Genomic DNA, 17,168 nt, shown 5'->3' with positions numbered 1-17,168 from the left:
TCCTCGCATCCGCTTCGCGCCCGACACAGCTGGGTCCGGAATGTTCTGATGAGGTCATACCCCGGCCAATGAGTGGCGCAGGCCACATCGCGGATCGGGAACTCCGAGGCGCTTTCAGCCGACTGCTGACGTGATCCACACGACGCGGCGCACGGGAACGGAGACATCAGGTGGTGGCCGAGCAGCAGGCAACCGAGGCGCGTCCCGCGGCGGACGGCCGGCTGACCGTGCTGCTCACCAGCGCCATGGCGTTCTCCATGCTCCAGCTGTTTCTGCTCGGCGCTCTCGGCCCGCGTCTGGTCGACGAGTTGGGCATCTCGCCGACCGTGCTCGGGCTGACGACCACGATCGGCTTCGGAACCGCGGCCGTGCTGTCGCCCGTCGGCGGTCGGATCGTGGACCGGTTCGGCCCGCGTCGCGCGCTCGTCACGTTGCTGCTCGTGTCCGCCGCCGCGCTCGGGCTGATCGGCGCGGCTCCCGGCGCCGCGGTCCTCCTCACGGCGGTGGCGCTCGGCGGTCTGCCGCAGGCGCTGGCCAACCCGGCGACCAACAAGGCGATCCTGGCGGTCGTCCCGCCTGCCCGGCGTGGTTCGGTGACGGGCATGAAGCAGTCGGGCGTACAGCTCGGTGCTTTCGCGGCCGGGCTGCCGCTGGCGGCGCTCGCCGGGGGGGTGGGCTGGCGCGGCGCGGTGTGGACGGCCGCCTGTTCGGCGGTGGTTGTCGCGCTCTGGGCCCGGCGCGCACTGCCTGCCGACCCTCCGGCGACGGCCAAGCCGAAGGCCAGGACTGCGTCGGAGACGGCGACGGGAGCCTTCCGCTCGTCGCTGCTGCCTCGCGGCACGATCGCCTGGCTGGCGGTCTTCTCGCTGCTGCTGGGCTCCGGCATCGCCTCCGTCAACACCTATCTCGCGCTGTTCGGCGCGCAGAAGCTCGGCATGGGACCCACGGCCGCCGCCGCTCTGGTGGCGGTCCTCGGCGTGACCGGAATCGCCGGCCGGGTCGGCTGGTCCAGGGCCGCGGTCCCAGGAAGGGCCGAATGGCTGCCGGGTGTACTGGCGTTGGGCGCGGTCGGCGCTGCCGCTCTCCTTGCGGTGGCGCTCGCCGTGCACCCGCTCGCCTGGGCGGGAGCCGTGGCGGTGGGCGTGTTCGCCGTGTCCGGCAACGCGGTCTCGATGGTGCTGGTGATGCAGCGCGCCGCACCGGGACGGGCCGGGCAGGACTCCGCGCTCGTCTCGGCAGGGTTCTTCGCCGGTTTCGCCGTGGGGCCGCCGCTGTTCGGCCTGTTCGCGGAGGCGGACCGGTATGGCTTCGGCTGGACGCTGGTCGCCGTGGAGTTCGCGGCTGCGGCTGCCGTCGGGTTCGCCTGGTGCGTACGGGACCGGCGGCGGCGGACGCGTACGGCGGCGGCGTGACGGGCGGCGCGGACCGGACCGAGCGCGCGCTGGCGGCCGTACTCGAGCGGGTGGCCGTCACCCGGGCCGAGGTCGGCGACCGTTTTCCGCTGTTCGCCGATCCGCTCACGGGCCGGTGGACGACCACCGGCCGCGGTTCGTGGACCGGCGGATTCTGGGCCGGACTGCTCTGGCTGCGCGCGCGGCACACCGGCAGCGCGGACGACCGGGCCGCGGCTTCGGCCTGTACGGCGAGGCTGGCCGACTGGGCCGAGGCCGACACCGCCACACGCGGTCTGATCTTCTGGTACGGCACGGCTCTGGCGTCCTGCGACGCCGGGGCCTCCGAGCTGCGGGTCCGCGCGGCCAAGGCCGCTCTGGCGGCCCTGGACCCCGAACTCGGCCTGGTGCCCTGGGGATCGGCCCTCGGCGGACCCCGCCTGCTCGCCCGCGCGGACGCGGTGCCCGGGATGGTCCCGCTGCTCGCCACCGCGGGACCCGAAGGAGCTGCGGCGGCCCACTCGCATCTGCACCGCCATCTCGACCTCTGCCTCGGCGACGGCCGACTGATCCCGGCCTGGCGTTATGACGCGGCAGACGCGGCAGAGGCGGCAGGCGAGACCGCCGGCTGGCGTCCGTGCGACGAGCCGCCGTCCGGCTGGAGCAGGGGACGGGCGTGGCTGCTGCTGGCGGTCGCCGACGCACTGCACTCCCCGGGCCCCTGCCGGTGGGAGGAGCGGCGTCGACTGGAGTCCGCGGGGCGCCAGTTGGCGGCCACCGGGCATCTGGCGAGTCTGGTTCCGCCCGCCGACGAGGCGGTCCCGGACGGGCCTCTCGACACCTCCGCCGCCGCGATCACGGCCGTCGCCCTGCTGAAACTCGCCCGCCGTCCCGGGCCTTGGGCAGCCGAGTACCAGCACCGGGGCGAAGCGATCCTGCACCGTCTGATCAGCGTGCATCTGAGCGGGCACGGCGAAGGCCGTCCGTCCGGAATGCTGCTGGACGGCTGCTACGACGCGGGCCGCGGGACCGCCGTACGGCACGAACTGATCTGGGGCGACTTCTTCCTGGCCCTCGGTCTGGCCGCGCTCACCGGTCTCGTGGACATCCGCGACGAGTGAGCTGGATCGTGTCGTCCAGCCAGTCGAAGATCCGTGCCAGCGCCAGCCGTTGTGCACCGGCATGGCAATGAGCGCCCGCTCCCTCCTGCTCCGTGAACGTCAGCAGCGTCTTCGGGCCGGTCAGATGCTCGTACAGCCGCGCGTCGTCGGGGTTGCCGTGCAGGAAGTGCTCGGCGGACCTGTAGTAGGTGGACGCACGGAGGAAGCCGTCGCGCGCGCTGACCGGGTGTGCTGTCGCGGCCTCGGCCGAGACCCGGTCTGCCGTCTCGAGCCAGGCGTCGTGCCAGCTGTCGTAGTCGCCGGGTGCGATACGGGACGCCGTGGCCACGATCTCGCCGAAGTCCGAGCCGCCATAGCTCGCGTGCCCGAACAGCCGCAGCGTCTCGAACCAGAACTGGACGTCGTCCTCGAAGAGCAGTTGCTTCATCCGAGGTGCTCCTCGGCGAACGCGCGGAAGCTGCGCGGTGGTCGGCCCGTGATCGCCGCGACCGTGCCGGTGACGCGGTCCTCGGCGCCTTCGGCGACGGCCCGGTCGAGTCCGGCCAGCAGTTCGGCGAACTCCTTCGGGATGCCGGCCGCCGCCAGGCGGTCGCGCATTTCCTCGTACGTGAGCGGCTCGTGGCGTACGGTCCTGCCGGTGATCCGCGAGACCGTCGCGGCGATGTCGGCGTAGCTCAGCGCCTGCGGACCGGTGAGCACCAGACCGGTGTTGGGAGCGGTCGCGCCGGTGAGGGCGTGCACGGCGACCGCGGCGATGTCGTCCGCGTCGATGAACCCGACGCGGCCCTCGTCGGTCGCGGTCATGATGACGTCCGCGTCGCGGATGGTGGCCGCGTGCATATGGCTGTCGGTGAAGTTCTGCATGAACCACGACGGCTGCAGGACCGCCCACTCGTCGAACAGACCGGGAAGGGCCTCATGCACCTGCCCGACACCGGGACCTCCGGCGGGGATCGCCGATGAGCTGAGGAGCACCACGCGGCGCACACCGGCCGTACGCGCCTGATTCAGGAAGGGGACCATCACGGCGGCCGGGTCCGGCTCGCCGATCGGCGGCACGAGATAGAGCCGGTCCGATCCGAGCAGGGCCGGGGCGTGCGTGGCGGAGTCGTACCAGTCGAAGCGGACGGCCTGCGCGCCGTCCTGCTCGGTGGCGCGGCGGCTCGCGGCCCTGACGGTGTGCCCGAGCGCGGCGAGCCGGGGCACGATTCGGCTGCCGGTGTTGCCCGTGGCCCCGGTGACCAGGACGGTGTTGATGTCGGTCGTCATCTGAGGCCCCTTCGGGATGCGGCGGACGACGACTTTGCGTCGTCCATGGAAGCCGGGATCCCGAGCGGGTTCCAGTAGTCGCGCCAGTTCGTGATGCGGCCGTTCCTGGCCGTCATCACCACGATGTACCGCATCTCGTACGGCTCACCGCTGGCGACGAACAGGCCGACGGCACGCATCTCCGCGACGATCGTGTCCGGGTTCGTCGTCTCGTGGATCTCCAGGTCGGGGAAGGCGTGGATGTCGATGTGGTCGGGATAGTCGCGCATGTACTCACCGAGAGCGGCCCGGCCTGCCAACCGCTTCGGAAAGCCGTCCGGCGCGAAGGGGAACTCGACGACCACGTCCTCGTCGGACAGGGCCACCCAGCCCTTGATGTCATAGTCCAGCAGCAGCTGCAGTCCGTGGCGGTACAGATCCGCCGGTGTCATCGTTCCGGTCATCGTAGGCTCCGTCTCTGAGCAATGTGGACCACGAGTCCGTTTAAAGATATGGACTGCCGGTCCGTTTTGCAAGCGTGACCCGGTTCACCGGTAGCCGCGCAGCACCCGTCTCGCCACCGACGTGATGTGCAGCTCGTCGGGACCGTCGAGGATCCGGGCCGCGCGGCCCGTGCGGAAGAGCGCGGGCAGCGGTGTGTCAGGTCCCAGCCCGGCGGCCCCGTGCACCTGGATCGCGGCGTCCGTGACCTGCTGGAGCATGCGTGCCGCGGCGACCTTCGCAAGACCGACCTCCGTGTGCGCGTCGCCGCCGGCGGCGATCAGCGCCATGGCCTCGTGGACCAGCGGGCGGGTGGTCCGCAGCGCGAGCAGCGCGTCGAAGACATGCAGCTGGACTAGCTGGTGGCGGGAGAGCGGGCCGCCGGAGCCGGTGCGTGAGACGGCCCGTTCGCACATGAGGTCAAAGGCGCGCTGGGCCTGGCCGAGCCAGCGCAGACAGCGCAGCGTCCTGCCCAGCTGGAGCCGCTCCCCGGCGACGGCGAGCGCGTCGCCGCGCCCGCCGATCAGATGGCCGGCGGGCACGGCGACCCGGTCGAGCTCGATCTCCCACTGGCCGCCGGCGCCGAGCACCGGCAGTTCGCGCACGACGCGGAAGCCCGCGGAGTCGGTCGGCACCAGCAGCAGGCTCAGGCCTTCGCGGTCGGACGGTGCCCCGTCGGTGCGCGCGAGCACGGTGACCAGGTCGGCGTCGCCCGCGTTCGAGGTGAACCACTTGCAGCCGGTGACGATCCAGCTGCCGTCCGCCTGCTGTTCGGCGCGGGTCCCGGTCAGCAACGGATCGGTGCCGGGGACGTCCGGCTCGGTCATGGCGTAGCAGGTGCGGATCTCACCGGCCACCAGCCGCTTCAGATACAGGTCGCGAACCGTGGCCCCGCCGTGCCGCCGCAGCATCGTTACGTCCAGCAGCGGCGCCGAGCCGAGCGCGGCGGGCCCGTGATCGCTGGCGCCCTCGGCCTCGGCGAGTGCCGCGTACTCGCTCAGGGCCAGGCCCTGGCCGCCCAGTTCGGCGGGCAGCGGCAGCGCCCACAGCCCGTGCTCCTTCGCCTCGCCGCGCAACTTCCGCAGCGTGGCCGCCGCGGCCGGTCCGCCGGCGTCCAGCACCGGCTCGTACGGCATCACCCGGCCGCGTACGAAGTCCGCCACCCGGTCCCGCAACTCCGCCGAACCGGACCGGCCTTCAGGGCCGCCGCGTACCGCCGTGCCTCGACTCGACACCGCTCTCCTCCACTCCGCCGGGAACCCATGGGAACGACAGTCCGACTGTCTGTCCGTGGAACTGGTCGGCTGCCACCGCTCCCGGGTTCCCGCGTACCGGACAACCCCGGCGACGGCCCCGGCCGCGTCAGGAGAGGAGAGGCATGGCGTCACCAGCAACCACGCAGACGGACCGGCCGCTCGGCACACTGCGCTTCGACACCTCGGGACCGCCCGAGCTCACCGGCGTCGTCGCCGAGCATCTGCGGCTGCTCGGCGCACGTACGGACGCGTCCGGCGCGGGAGCCACCGCGCTCGGTCGGACCGTCGTGACCGGCGCAGACTTCCAGCCGGCCGAGGCGCACACGGCCTGGTCATCGCCCGCGAGCGAGATCGTCGACGAGGCGACGGCGCAGGCCGCCACCGGCATCATGGCGGTCCACGGCCGCCGCGACGGAAGCCCGCGCGGCCTCGCCGCCGACTACGCGGCCACCGCCGCCGCAGTCCTCACCGTGCAGGGGCTGCTGGCCGGACTGCTCGCCCAGGCACGCGGCGCGGCCCCGGCACCAGTCACCACAGGCGCCGACCGGGCCGGGCTGCTGGCCGTCTCGCAGTACTTCGCGGCGACCGGAGCCGACGAGGGCGAGGCGGCCGAACTGGACGCCGGCGGACCGCCGTTCACCGCGGCCGACGGCAGGCTCTTCGAGCTGGAGACCCTCGACCCCGGTGCCTGGGCCGCGTTCTGGCGGGCCCTGGACGCTCCGGCCGATGCGATACGGGCCGGCTGGCGGCCCTTCCAGTTCCGCTACGCCACCGCCTGCGCACCCTTCCCCGCAGCGCTCCACAGGACCACGCGCGACAGCGGCTGGCAGCGCATCCATCAGGCGGCGTCCGTCTCCGGGGCCGAGGTGTGCGCGCTGCGCACGCTCGCCGAGCGCGCCGCCGAACACGACGGCGCCGCGCCCTGGACCCTGACACCGCACGGCTCTGGACACAGCTCTGCGGGCATCACGGCCGCACGACCGCTGAGCGGGCTGACCGTGCTGGAAGCGGGACGCCGCATCCAGGCCCCGCTCACCGCACATCTGCTGCGCATCCTCGGCGCCGATGTGATCCGCATCGAACCGCCGGGCGGCGACCCGCTGCGCGGCATGCCGCCCGCCTGTTCCGGCGTCTCCGCCCGCTGGCTCGCGCTCAACCGCGGCAAGCAGGCCGTCGAGGTGGACATCAAGGCCGAGTCGGGCCGGCGCCGGCTGCGCGAACTGGCGGCGCAGGCCGATGTCTTCCTGCACAACTGGGCACCGGGCAAGGCGGCCGAACTCGGCCTCGACTGCGACGACCTCACCGCGGCCAACCCGGCGCTCGTCTACGCGTACACCAGCGGCTGGGCCGGACGGCTCGCGGACGCACCGATGGGCACGGATTTCATGGTCCAGGCCCGCACCGCGGTGGGCGAGGCCGTACGGCCCGCGGACGAGGCCCCGGCGCCGTCGCTGATGACGCTGCTCGACGTGCTCGGCGGACTGCTCGGTGCCGAGGCCGTGCTCGCGGGCCTGCTGCTGCGTGAACGCACCGGCCGGGGCGTACGCGTGGACTCCTCGCTGCTCGGCGCCGCCGACGTCCTCACCGGCCCGGCGCTGCGCCGAGCGGCCCGCGGCGAGGAGGCCAGACGGCCCGCCGGGTTCCGCCGGCCGCTGCGTACGGCCGACGGCTGGGTGGCTCCCGCCGACGCGTGCGCCGCCGCTGCCGCCGCGTACGACCTGCGCGAACTCTCCACCGGCCAGGCCCTCGCGCAGCTGCGCACCCATGGACTGACCGCGACCGCGGTCACCACAGACCTTGCCGACCTGCACCACGACCCGCGCTTCGCCGGCTCGATCAGCCGCGACGCGCACGGCGCCCCCGCAGTCCCCGACCCCTGGAGCTTCGCGTGACCGTCGCCCTGCACGATCTGCTGCCCGCCGAACTCCGCCGATCCTGGGTGATCGACGGAACCTGCCCCGACCTCGACCTCTACAGCCTGTTCCGGGCCCGCCAGATCGCGGATCTGCACCGTACGGCCGTGATCGACGCCAAGGGAAAACTCTGTTACACCGCGCTGGACCGCAAGGTCCGATGTCTGGCCACCGGCCTCAGATCCCTGGGCATCGCCGAGGGCGACGTGGTCGGTGTCCAACTGCCCAACGGGCGCAATGCCGTCATCGCGGATCTCGCACTGGCGGCGATCGGCGCGGTGGCGCTGCCGTTCCCGGTCGGCCGGGGCAGCCTGGAGGCCGAGTGCCTGCTGCGGCGCGCGGACGCGGTGGCCGTCATCGCGCCCGTCGAGCACCGCGGCAGCCACCACGCGGCCGGCCTGAAGGTCCTGTCAACTGCCCTGCCCGCGCTGCGCCATGTGATCGCCGCCGGGCCCGGCACAGCGCCGGACGGGACGGTACCGCTCTCGGACCTGCTGCGCTCCGACGCGAGCGGCTTCGTCGCCGCACGGCCGGACCCGGAGAACGCGGCCCGCATTCTGGTCTCCTCCGGCTCCGAGGCGGAGCCGAAGATGGTCGCGTACTCCCACAACGCGCTCGCCGGCGGACGCGGGAACTTCCTCGCCTCCCTGATGCCCGACAAGACACCGCCGCGCTGTCTCTTCCTGGTGCCGCTCACCACGGCGTTCGGCTCCAACGGCACCTCGGTCACGCTGGCCCGGCACGGCGGGACGCTGATCCTGCTCGACCACTTCACCCCGGAGGCGGCGCTGGCGGCGATACGTGAGCACGAGCCGACGCACATCCTGGGTGTGCCGACCATGGTGCGCATGATGCTCGACCGGCTCGAAGGCACTGACGACAAACTGCCGGCGCCGACCGCTCTCGTCCTCGGCGGCGCCCCGCTCGACGAAACCACGGCGGCCGACGCCGCGGACGCCTTCGGCTGCCCGGTCGTCAACCTGTACGGCTCGGCCGACGGCGTCAACTGCCATACGGGACTGGGGCATCAGACCCCGCGGACGGACGGGTCCGGCGTGGTTGCCGGCGTTCCCGATCCCCGGGTCGCCGAGATACGCATCACCGACGCCGAGACAGAGCAGCCGCTGCCGGACGGACGGCTCGGCGAGATCACCGCGCGCGGCCCGATGACCCCGCTGTGCTACGTCGGCGCTCCCGAGCTGGACGCCCGCTACCGCACGGCCGACGGCTGGGTGCGCACCGGCGATCTCGGCTTCCTCGACGAGGACGGCGTCCTGCATGTCGTCGGCCGGCTCAAGGACGTCGTGATCCGCGGTGGTTCCAACATCAGCCCGGCGGAGGTGGAGCGGGAACTGACGGCGCATCCGCTCGTACGCGACGTGGTGTGCGTCGGCGTCCCGGACGAGCTGATGGGGGAGCGGCTCGCGGCCTGCGTGGTGGCCCGCACCACGGACGGCCTGACGCTCGACTCGCTCTGCGCCCATCTGACGGCCCGCGGCCTGGAACGCCGCAAGCACCCGGAACGCCTGCTGCTGGTGGACGAACTCCCGCTGACCCCGGCGGGCAAGCCGGACCGGGCGGCGCTGCGGGAGCGCCTGACGGCGGGTCCGTCCGCGACGGACGGCGACATTCCGATGCCGGAGGCGAGCTGACACGGCTTGACCGCCCGCCGGGCGGGGTTCCCGCCCGGCCGGCGGAACTCCGCGCCGGTCGGGCGGGAGCGCATGCCCGCGTGGCGTCTGCGGCGCGGGGTCCGGGGCCGCGCCCCGGGTTACGAAGCCATCGCCTTCTTCAGCTCCGTCGCCGCACCGCGGTACACGGCCACCAGATCCAGGTCCTCACCCGGGTAGTTGACGACCTGCACCTGCTTCGCGCCCGAGTCCGGCAGCACCTTCCCCGTCGACATGTGCGCGTTGTCCAGCACGTACGCGGGCTTCTTCTTGGACAGCTCCGCCAGCTGCGCCGGAGTCACCGCCTCCGGCCCGTACGTGCCGAGCGTCGTCGCGCCCGCCATCTTCGCGGACCAGGCGGTGAACACCTGGGTGACGACGGCCGGGCTCCTGCCGCCGGGCCACGCGGCCCTCAGGTCCTTGGAGAGGCCTGCGTACTGGGTGTCGAAGGACTTCTGCCACGTCGCCGCGGCATCCTCCGTGCCGAACAGCTTGCCGAGCCGCGCCACTTCACCCGACACCTTCTCGGCGTCGTTGTCGAGGTTCACCTCGACCAGCTCGGCCTTGGAGCCCGCGGCCTCCTTGATCTTCTCGGCGTACGGCTCGAACGGCGCGTACAGCACGAAGTCGGCCTTCGCGACCGCCGCGAGGTCCGAGGGCTTGGGGTCGTAGTCGGGCGCGTGGTGCACCGACTGGGGCACGATGACCTTGATGTCCTCCGCGCCCGCGGCCTTGGCGAAGGCTCCCTCCCAGGTGGTGGTGACCACGACGACGGGCTTGTCCTTGCCGCTGCCCTCGCCGCCCGCGTCCTTGGAGCCGGTGTCGCTGCCGCAGCCGGCGGTCAGCGTGAGCGCGGTGCTCAGTGCGAGGAGAGAGAGGACGGAACCGATGCGGCCGCGGGTGCGTGCCATGAGCTGATTCTCCGTTCGGGTATGAGATGGACGGCGAGGACGACCGCCCCCGCCGTCAGGACGAGGACCGGGCCGGGCGGCCAGTCCAGCCAGAGAGCCGTGAGGAACCCCGTCAGATTGACGACGACGCCGATGGCGACCGCCCACAGCGTGATCGACCCGAGCGAACGCCCCAGCCGCCGCGCGGCCAGCGCGGGCAGCAGAGTCAGCGCGTCGACCAGCAGTGCGCCGGTGAGCTTGATCGCTCCGGCGACGGAGACCGCGACGAGTACCAGCAGCACCAGCGTCAGTCCGCGCACGGGCACGCCGGAGACCTGCGCGAGTTCGCGGTCGTACAGCAGCAGCGCCACATCGCGCCGACGCCACCAGAACAGAGCCGGTACGACGACGGCGAGCATCGCGAGCACGGTGAGGTCGGCCGCCTCCACCGACAGGATCGAGCCCCACAACAGGGCGAACGCACCGGAGGCGTTGACGCCGGAGACGGCGAGCGTGAGGAGCGCCGCCGCGATGGCCATGCTCATCAGCAGGCCCATCGCGCCGGACAGACCGTCCGGCGTGCGGGCGAGCGGTGCGACGCCCGCACCGGCCAGGGCACAGGCCACCAGCGCGCAGACCATCGGGTCGAGGCCGGTCAGCAGGCCGATCGCGATGCCGAGCAGCGCGACATGCATCATCGCGAAGCGCACCGGCATGATGTCGAGGCCGACGATCACCACGCCGATCACCGGCAGGCCGATCGCGGCCAGTAGCAGCGCGAGCCCGGCTCGCTGCACGGGCAGCAGCTGGAGCAGTTCGCCGACGTCGGCGGTGGCCAGGGTCGTCAGCGAGGTCATGTGACCCGTCACTTGACCTCCCGCAGCCGGCCGGCGGCCATCTCCATGACCCGGTCGCAGCGGTCGGCCAGTGCCCGGTCGTGCGTCACGACGACCAGCGTGACCGGCAGCGAGAGCAGTACGTCCGCCGCCTCCTCCTGGCCCGAGAAGTCGAGGGCGGCGGTGGGTTCGTCGGCGAGCAGCACCTCGGCCCCGGCCGCGACACAGCCCACGGCCCGGGCGAGATACATGCGTTGCAGCTGACCGCCGGAGAGGGTGTGCAGCGGCCGTGCCGTCAGCGCTCCGACGCCGAGGCGCTCCGCGGCTTCACCGGCCGCGGCGGGTGCGGCGCTGCTGGCCAGCAACTCCCGGCCGAGGAGCGGGAAGCGGCCGGCCGCGGGCTTCTGCGGGATCCATGCGCAGGCCCGTCGTCGCCAGGCCCAGTCGGTGGCCGACCGGGTGTCGCGGCCGCCGACCAAAATCGTGCCGGTCGTCCGGCGGTGCAGCCCGAGGACGGCGCGGACCAGCGTGGTCTTGCCGGAGCCATTGGTTCCGGTCAGTGCGACGTGCTCGCCGGCCCCGATCTGAAGGTCCACGTCGGCGACGGCGTCGACCCGCCCATGGCGGCAGGCGACGCCGCGCAGTTGTACATCGAGCCCGCCCATCACACGCCCCTCGTCCGTCCGTTGCCGTACGGGAGGGGGCGAACTGCGTGCCCTCCCGCGCGGCAGTAGTCGGATACGAGGCGGCTCTGGTTCCCGCGACCCGCGCTCCGGGTCAGTGCGCGGCGTCCAGCCGGGCCCGCTGATCGGCCGTGAGCTCCAGGTCCACCGCCGCCAGACTCTCGTCGAGCTGAGCCACCGACGACGCGCCCACCAGCGGAATCATCGGGATGTCGCCTCCGATCAGCCAGGCGAGCACCACCTGATTGACGGTCGCACCCGTCTGCTGGGCCACCTCGCGCAGTGCGGCCCTGCGGACCGGCGTGCCGGAGTGGTCGAAATCGCTGCCCAGGGGCTTGTCCTCGCGTACGTATCCACCGGCAAGCAGCGGCGAATAGGTGACCAGCGCGAGTTCCGGCTCCGCCCGCAGATAGCTGAGCAGCTCGCCGCTCACCACACCTTCCTGGCCGTCCGGCGAACGCCGGCTCGGCATGTCGGTGCGCCGCCGCAGATAGCTGTGGTGGTACTGCAACACCTCGTAGCCGGGAAGTCCCGCGGCCTTGGCCAGGCTCCGCGCCCGCTCGACCTGCCAGGCCCAGTGGTTGCTCACTCCGAGCAGCCCGACCGTGCCGTCGGCGACAAGACCGGCGAACGCCTCGACCGTCTCCTCCATCGGCACGCTCCTGTCCTGAACGTGCGCGTACAGCAGATCCAGCTTCTCGACGCCGAGATGATCGCGGCTGCGCTCCGCGGACTCCCGGATCACCTTCGCCGAGAGGCCCTCGATGTCGAGCGAGAAATCACTGCTCGGCCGGTTCGGCCGTCCGCCGAGCTTGGTGGCGATAACGACCTCGTCCGTGACACCGCGGCTGCGCCGCCAGCGGCCGAGGAGCCGCTCGCTCTCGCCGCCCTGGCTGCCGTTGAACCAGAACGCGTAGTTGTTGGACGTGTCGATGAAGGTGCCGCCGGCCTCGACATAGCGGTCGAGGATCGCGAAGGACGTCGCCTCGTCGGTCGCCGTGCCGAACAGCATGGCGCCGAGGCTCAGCACGCTCACCTCGCGGCGGGTCTTCGGGTCCTGGCCGATCATGCGGTACTTCATGCGGACTCCCCTCATGTCCTGCGGCCGTGGATTCACGCGGCCGTCTCGGAGGAGTCTGGATCTTGGAGCGCGCTCCAAGTCAACCACCCAGGGCTCTACCAAAGATAGTGATCAGTCACTATCTTGAGTACGGATCCTGAGTACGGATCTTTGGTTGTCGAGAAGCACAGGAGGAGACATGGAGAACGCGCAGCGCTTCCGCGCCGCCGTGGAGGGACGCGATCTTGCCGCTCTGGAGGATCTGTTCACCGAGGACGTGCGCTTCTACAGCCCGGTGAAGTTCAGCCCGTTCGAGGGCAGGCCCATGATGCTGGGCCTGCTGCGCGTCCTGCTGCGCACCTTCGAGGACTTCCGCTACGTCGGACACCTCGACGGCACGGCCGAGACCAGCACGGACGGCAAGGAGGCGCCGTCGGAGATCCTCGCCTTCCGGGCCAACGTGAACGGCAAGGAGATCCACGGCATCGACCTGCTGCAGTTCGACGAGGCCGGCCTGATCAAGGAGTTCACCGTGATGGTCCGCCCGCTGTCGGCGGTGGAGGCGATGCGGGACGCGGTCTTCGCCGGGCTGGTCGCCGACGGTCTCGTCCCCGCACCCGCCGAGGGCTGAGCGGCGGGCGGCCGCAATCCCGCGCCGATCCCCGGCCGACTCACCCGTGTCGCTGTTGGGCCGAACGGGTGAGGGGCGCGAGGATGGGGCGCATGAGTAGGTACGAGAGGTACGACGTCACCGACGAGCAGTGGGAGGGCCTGGCTCAGGTCGTCCCGCTGCGCAGCCGTAACGAGTGGCCGTCGCGGGTCGACCACCGCACCGTTCCGCAGGACTACGCGGCCGTGGAGCAGCGTCGCTTCGTCGTGCTGAGGGTGCAGGTCTTCGCCGACGCGCGCGAGGTCGCCGAGTATCTCATCGCCCGGATTCCGGTGCTGCTCGACCTCACCGGCGCCGACACCGATGTTGCCAAGCGCATCCTGGACTTCAGCAGCGGTGTCGTCTTCGGACTCGGCAGTGCCATGCACCGGGTCGACCGCAATGTCTTCCTGCTCGCCCCTGAGGGTACGGAGGTGGAGGGCATCGCGGCGGCCGCCGTCCCTCATTCGTAGGAAGGTCATCGAGACGGAACGGTTCGGCGTGTCGCGCGCTGCATACGGTCCGGATCATGGAAGCACACACCTTGCTCAAAGCCGTGAACACACCGTTCGACGGCGCGAATGCCCTGGTCAACGCAATTGACGGAGCGCGACCCGCGGTCACAGAACTACGGCTCTCCGCCTTCAGGACGCACCGGGGAGCGGCCTTTCCGGTCGGCCCGCTGACGCTCTTCGCGGGTACGAGCGGCAGCGGCAAGTCGAGCGTCCTGCAGGCGTACGAAGCGCTGGCGCGGCTGGGCGCCGGCGACGATCTCGCGACCGCCTTCCCTGATCCCGCCGGCTGCGTGCCGGAGTGGGCGGCGGCCGACGGACAGGGTCGGCGCGGATTCCGCATCGGCTGCACGGTCGGCGGCCCGGTCGGTCCCGTACGGCTCGATCTCGCCGTGCAGGCCGAGCCCGAACTGCGCATCGTCGGCGAACGGTTGACCTGTGCCGGGCAGACGCTGCTGAGCACCGCGCTGCGCGATCCGGGACGGTCCTCGGTGCAGGCCGCCTGGCACACCGCCGGCTCCGTGCCGGTGACGCGCGCACCGCTTCCGGACGATCTGCTCGGTACGGCGCTGCTGCCGCTGCGCGTGGCGGGCAAGACGGAGGGCCAGTTACTGGTTCTCGCCGCAGCCGAGCAGGTCGTGGTGGCACTGCGGTCGGTGTTCGCCTGCGATCCCCAGCCGCAGGTGATGCGCAAGCCGGTGGCCACGGGGGAGGGGCGGCTGCACAGGAGCTGCGGCAACCTCGCCGAGGTGCTGCACCGCACCCGGAGCCAGTGCGCCAAGCGGCATGCCCGGCTGGCCGCGGCGGCGCGGGTGGGGTGTGCGGGGGAGGTGGCGGACCTGGCGGTCGAAGAGCTGGCCGACGGAACTGTACGGGCGCTGCTGGCCCGCGGCGGCAGGCGCGGCGCGACTCCCGTGGGGCGGCTCGGCGAGGGCGAGTTGAGGTATCTGGCGCTCGCGCTGGTGCTGCTGACCGGGCCCGGCGTGCTCGCCATGGAACAGGTGGCCGAGGTTCCGGCGGCGTATCAGTCGCTGACCGTCCTCGCGGACGGCTTCGACCGCTGTCTCGACCCGCGGCAGGCCCGCGAACTGGTGTCGCTGGCCGCCGAGATGTCCGCGCGCGGCCATGTCCGGCTGGTCGGGGCGGTCGCCGACGCCTCGTTCGCGCGCGGGCTGGACGGCGTGACGGTGGTAGATCTGGTGCCGTGACGAGACAAGACGGACTGGATGTGGCGGGCCTGCAGCGCAGACTGGCCGAATTTGCGGCCGAGCGCGACTGGGAGCCGTACCACACACCCAAGAATCTGGCGGTGGCGCTGAGCGTCGAGGCGTCCGAACTGGTGGAGATCTTCCAGTGGTTGACGCCGGAGCAGTCGGCGCGGGTGATGGAGGAGGAAGGGTCCGCCCACCGGGTGCGGGACGAGGTCGCGGACGTGCTGGCGTATCTGCTGCAGTTCTGCGAGGTGCTCGGGATCGACGCGCTGGCGGCCCTCTCCGACAAGATCGACCGGAACGAGATCCGTTTTCCGCCGAAGTGACCGCGGGTGCAACGGTTGTTGGCCGGAATCAGTGGGTCCGGTACGTCGCTCATCGTGGCATCGTCACTCTATGGAGTCATCAAGTTATCCACAACGGCCTTGCTGTCCACAGATTTCCGAATTCCTCTGGCGTTCGGGCTCAAGCGCATTCACTCTGGGTAATGAACTGAGTGGGCAGTAGTCGTACGAACGGGGGCGGCGTACATGGAAGCGGAGCGACTCATCAGCATCAGCCGGCACGCCTTGGCGCAGAGCCAGGAAGTACCGGACATCGTGGCGGAGGCCTGGCAGGCCCAGGCCCTCGCGCAGGCGATCGGAAGTCGCCTTGCGGCACACGGACCGCCGGAGCTGAGAGGCGAGGCACGAGGGCTCAGCGAGATCGGCGGACGAGGGAACGGAGCGCTGGATCATCCCGCGGTGCGCAGCTGCGGCGTCAGAGCCGCGCAGCTGTCCGAAGTGGCGGACGCGCGCGTGACGTTGACCGCGCTCGGCGTGCTGCTGGGCGATGTGGGCATCGCGCTGGTCGGAGTGGCGTGTGCCACGGATGAGGAGGGTTTGTACTGGCAGTGCATCGAGGCGATAGACGCGGCCGACGAGTCGAACGACAGGGTGCGCGGCATGCTGCGCCGGCTCGCGGCGCGGGAGGCGGACCGGCCTCCTGATGCCTTCCGCGAGAGGGCCGGTCCTCCGGCGGCTCTCCGGGAGAGAGCTTTACCTCAGGAAGCGATCCGGGAAAGGGCCGAACCTCCCACCGCGATCAGGGGAAAGGCCGAACCTCCCACCGCGATCCGGGAAAGGGCTGGTCCTGTCCCGACGCCGGCCGGATCGGCGGGCGGCAAGAGGGTGCCGGACGTGGCTGATGCGGTCGACACGGTGGACTCGGCGGCGGGTTCATCGTGATCGGCGCCCACGCACGGGGCACGGTGGGCACGGTCGCGGGTTGACGGCCGTTCGAAGGTGCAGGATGGAATCATGGATCTTCGAATCTTCACCGAGCCCCAGCAAGGGGCGAGCTACGACACCCTGCTGACCGTTGCCAAGGCCACCGAGGACCTGGGCTTCGACGCCTTTTTCCGTTCCGACCACTATCTGGCCATGGGCAGCGCCGACGGGCTGCCCGGGCCGACCGACGCCTGGATCACACTGGCCGGTCTTGCGCGCGAGACCCGGCGTATCCGTCTCGGCACGCTGATGACCGCCGGCACCTTCCGGCTGCCGGGCGTGCTCGCCATCCAGGTCGCACAGGTCGACCAGATGTCGGGCGGCAGGATCGAGCTGGGGCTTGGCGCCGGATGGTTCGAGCAGGAGCACAAGGCGTACGGCATCCCGTTCCCCAAGGAGAAGTTCGCGCGGCTGGAGGAGCAACTGGCGATCGTCACCGGGCTGTGGTCCACCGAGCCCGGCAAGACGTTCTCCTTCGACGGCGCGTACTACGAGCTGTCCGACTCGCCGGCGCTGCCGAAGCCCGCCCGGGGAAAGGTGCCGGTGCTGATCGGCGGACACGGCGCGACCCGCACGCCGCGGCTCGCCGCGCAGTATGCCGACGAGTTCAACATTCCGTTCGCCTCTGTCGAGGACACTGAGCGGCAGTTCGGTCGGGTCCGGGACGCCGCGAAGGCCGCCGGGCGCGGTGCGGACGACCTCGTGTACTCGAATGCGCTGGTCGTGTGCGTGGGCAAGGACGACATGGAGGTGGCGCGCCGCGCCGCCGCCATCGGACGGGATGTGGACGAGCTGAAGGCGAACGGGCTGGCCGGCTCGCCCGACGAAGTGGTCGACAAGATCGGCCGATACGGCGCCGCCGGGGCGTCCCGGATCTATCTCCAGCTCCTGGACCTGGACGACCTCGACCATCTGGAACTGATCTCCTCCCAGGTCCAGTCCCAGCTGAGCTGATCCCC

17 protein-coding genes and 1 pseudogene are annotated in these 17,168 nt (G+C 71.6%); 10 read left to right on the top strand and 8 right to left on the bottom strand.

All coding sequences use genetic code 11. The annotated features are described in order from the left end of the window. Positions 1–245 precede the first annotated feature (245 nt). Both ACH4YL_RS19350 and ACH4YL_RS19345 read left to right on the top strand, forming a co-directional pair. On the top strand, positions 246–1,412 hold the full coding sequence (locus tag ACH4YL_RS19350) for an MFS transporter (RefSeq protein ID WP_398508751.1): 1,167 nt from the start codon (positions 246–248) through the stop codon (positions 1,410–1,412). Continuing rightward, positions 1,367–2,512, top strand: a complete 1,146-nt coding sequence (locus tag ACH4YL_RS19345) for a sugar ABC transporter permease (RefSeq protein ID WP_398508579.1) — start codon at positions 1,367–1,369, stop codon at positions 2,510–2,512. Before ACH4YL_RS19350 ends, ACH4YL_RS19345 begins: the two co-directional genes overlap by 46 nt. On the opposite strand, the gene ACH4YL_RS19340 is transcribed toward ACH4YL_RS19345, so the two are convergent. The 4 genes from ACH4YL_RS19340 to ACH4YL_RS19325 form a co-directional block, all read right to left on the bottom strand. Then, positions 2,481–2,939, bottom strand: coding sequence for a hypothetical protein (locus ACH4YL_RS19340; RefSeq protein ID WP_398508578.1), 459 nt, complete (start codon positions 2,937–2,939; stop codon positions 2,481–2,483). The genes ACH4YL_RS19345 and ACH4YL_RS19340 overlap by 32 nt on opposite strands. Continuing rightward, positions 2,936–3,781, bottom strand: a complete 846-nt coding sequence (locus tag ACH4YL_RS19335; RefSeq protein WP_398508577.1) for an NAD(P)H-binding protein — start codon at positions 3,779–3,781, stop codon at positions 2,936–2,938. Before ACH4YL_RS19335 ends, ACH4YL_RS19340 begins: the two co-directional genes overlap by 4 nt. Then, positions 3,778–4,224, bottom strand: coding sequence for a nuclear transport factor 2 family protein (locus ACH4YL_RS19330; protein WP_398508576.1), 447 nt, complete (start codon positions 4,222–4,224; stop codon positions 3,778–3,780). The genes ACH4YL_RS19335 and ACH4YL_RS19330 overlap by 4 nt, the downstream gene beginning before the upstream one ends. Before the next feature lie 84 nt (positions 4,225–4,308). Next, complete coding sequence (locus ACH4YL_RS19325; protein ID WP_398508575.1) at positions 4,309–5,496, bottom strand: acyl-CoA dehydrogenase family protein; 1,188 nt, start codon at positions 5,494–5,496, stop codon at positions 4,309–4,311. Positions 5,497–5,639: 143 nt separating this feature from the next. Between ACH4YL_RS19325 and ACH4YL_RS19320 the strand changes: the two genes are divergently transcribed. Both ACH4YL_RS19320 and ACH4YL_RS19315 read left to right on the top strand, forming a co-directional pair. Next, positions 5,640–7,409: a CoA transferase gene (locus tag ACH4YL_RS19320; RefSeq protein ID WP_398508574.1), complete on the top strand. Its 1,770-nt coding sequence runs from the start codon at positions 5,640–5,642 to the stop codon at positions 7,407–7,409. Then, the gene (locus ACH4YL_RS19315; protein WP_398508573.1) at positions 7,406–9,082 is read left to right on the top strand and encodes a class I adenylate-forming enzyme family protein; all 1,677 of its coding nucleotides are present in this window, start codon (positions 7,406–7,408) and stop codon (positions 9,080–9,082) included. The genes ACH4YL_RS19320 and ACH4YL_RS19315 overlap by 4 nt, the downstream gene beginning before the upstream one ends. A gap of 119 nt (positions 9,083–9,201) precedes the next feature. On the opposite strand, the gene ACH4YL_RS19310 is transcribed toward ACH4YL_RS19315, so the two are convergent. The 4 genes from ACH4YL_RS19310 to ACH4YL_RS19295 form a co-directional block, all read right to left on the bottom strand. After that, on the bottom strand, positions 9,202–10,011 hold the full coding sequence (locus ACH4YL_RS19310; protein WP_398508572.1) for a metal ABC transporter solute-binding protein, Zn/Mn family: 810 nt from the start codon (positions 10,009–10,011) through the stop codon (positions 9,202–9,204). Beyond that, entirely contained in the window at positions 9,960–10,838 is an 879-nt protein-coding gene (locus ACH4YL_RS19305; protein ID WP_398508750.1) for a metal ABC transporter permease, read from the bottom strand. The genes ACH4YL_RS19310 and ACH4YL_RS19305 overlap by 52 nt, the downstream gene beginning before the upstream one ends. 17 nt (positions 10,839–10,855) lie before the next feature. Continuing rightward, complete coding sequence (locus ACH4YL_RS19300; RefSeq protein ID WP_398508571.1) at positions 10,856–11,491, bottom strand: ATP-binding cassette domain-containing protein; 636 nt, start codon at positions 11,489–11,491, stop codon at positions 10,856–10,858. Positions 11,492–11,603: 112 nt separating this feature from the next. After that, the gene (locus ACH4YL_RS19295) at positions 11,604–12,590 is read right to left on the bottom strand and encodes an aldo/keto reductase (protein ID WP_398508570.1); all 987 of its coding nucleotides are present in this window, start codon (positions 12,588–12,590) and stop codon (positions 11,604–11,606) included. 178 nt (positions 12,591–12,768) lie between these two features. Here ACH4YL_RS19295 and ACH4YL_RS19290 point away from each other — a divergent pair, with 178 nt between their 5' ends. From ACH4YL_RS19290 to ACH4YL_RS19265, 6 genes and pseudogenes are all read left to right on the top strand, one after another. Beyond that, positions 12,769–13,200 (top strand): nuclear transport factor 2 family protein, encoded by a 432-nt coding sequence (locus tag ACH4YL_RS19290; protein WP_398508569.1) that lies wholly within the window; start codon positions 12,769–12,771, stop codon positions 13,198–13,200. Positions 13,201–13,292: 92 nt separating this feature from the next. Further along, positions 13,293–13,691 carry a cell division protein SepF gene (locus tag ACH4YL_RS19285; RefSeq protein ID WP_398508568.1) on the top strand — a complete coding sequence of 133 codons (399 nt, stop codon included), beginning with the start codon at positions 13,293–13,295 and terminating at the stop codon, positions 13,689–13,691. 56 nt (positions 13,692–13,747) lie between these two features. Then, entirely contained in the window at positions 13,748–14,938 is a 1,191-nt protein-coding gene (locus tag ACH4YL_RS19280; protein WP_398508567.1) for an AAA family ATPase, read from the top strand. Continuing rightward, positions 14,935–15,267, top strand: coding sequence for a nucleotide pyrophosphohydrolase (locus ACH4YL_RS19275; protein ID WP_398508566.1), 333 nt, complete (start codon positions 14,935–14,937; stop codon positions 15,265–15,267). The genes ACH4YL_RS19280 and ACH4YL_RS19275 overlap by 4 nt, the downstream gene beginning before the upstream one ends. Before the next feature lie 204 nt (positions 15,268–15,471). Next, positions 15,472–15,984, top strand: a pseudogene (locus tag ACH4YL_RS19270) (DUF6099 family protein); the annotation flags it as partial. Between the two features lie 255 nt (positions 15,985–16,239). Next, the gene (locus ACH4YL_RS19265; protein WP_398508565.1) at positions 16,240–17,163 is read left to right on the top strand and encodes an LLM class F420-dependent oxidoreductase; all 924 of its coding nucleotides are present in this window, start codon (positions 16,240–16,242) and stop codon (positions 17,161–17,163) included. Positions 17,164–17,168: the final 5 nt, after the last annotated feature.

The organism is Streptomyces sp. NPDC020681, assembly GCF_044334895.1.
Taxonomy (GTDB): Bacteria; Actinomycetota; Actinomycetes; order Streptomycetales; family Streptomycetaceae; genus Streptomyces.
The sequence above is the reverse complement of the archived record's forward strand: the minus strand, read 5'-3'. Positions and strand labels throughout refer to the sequence as shown.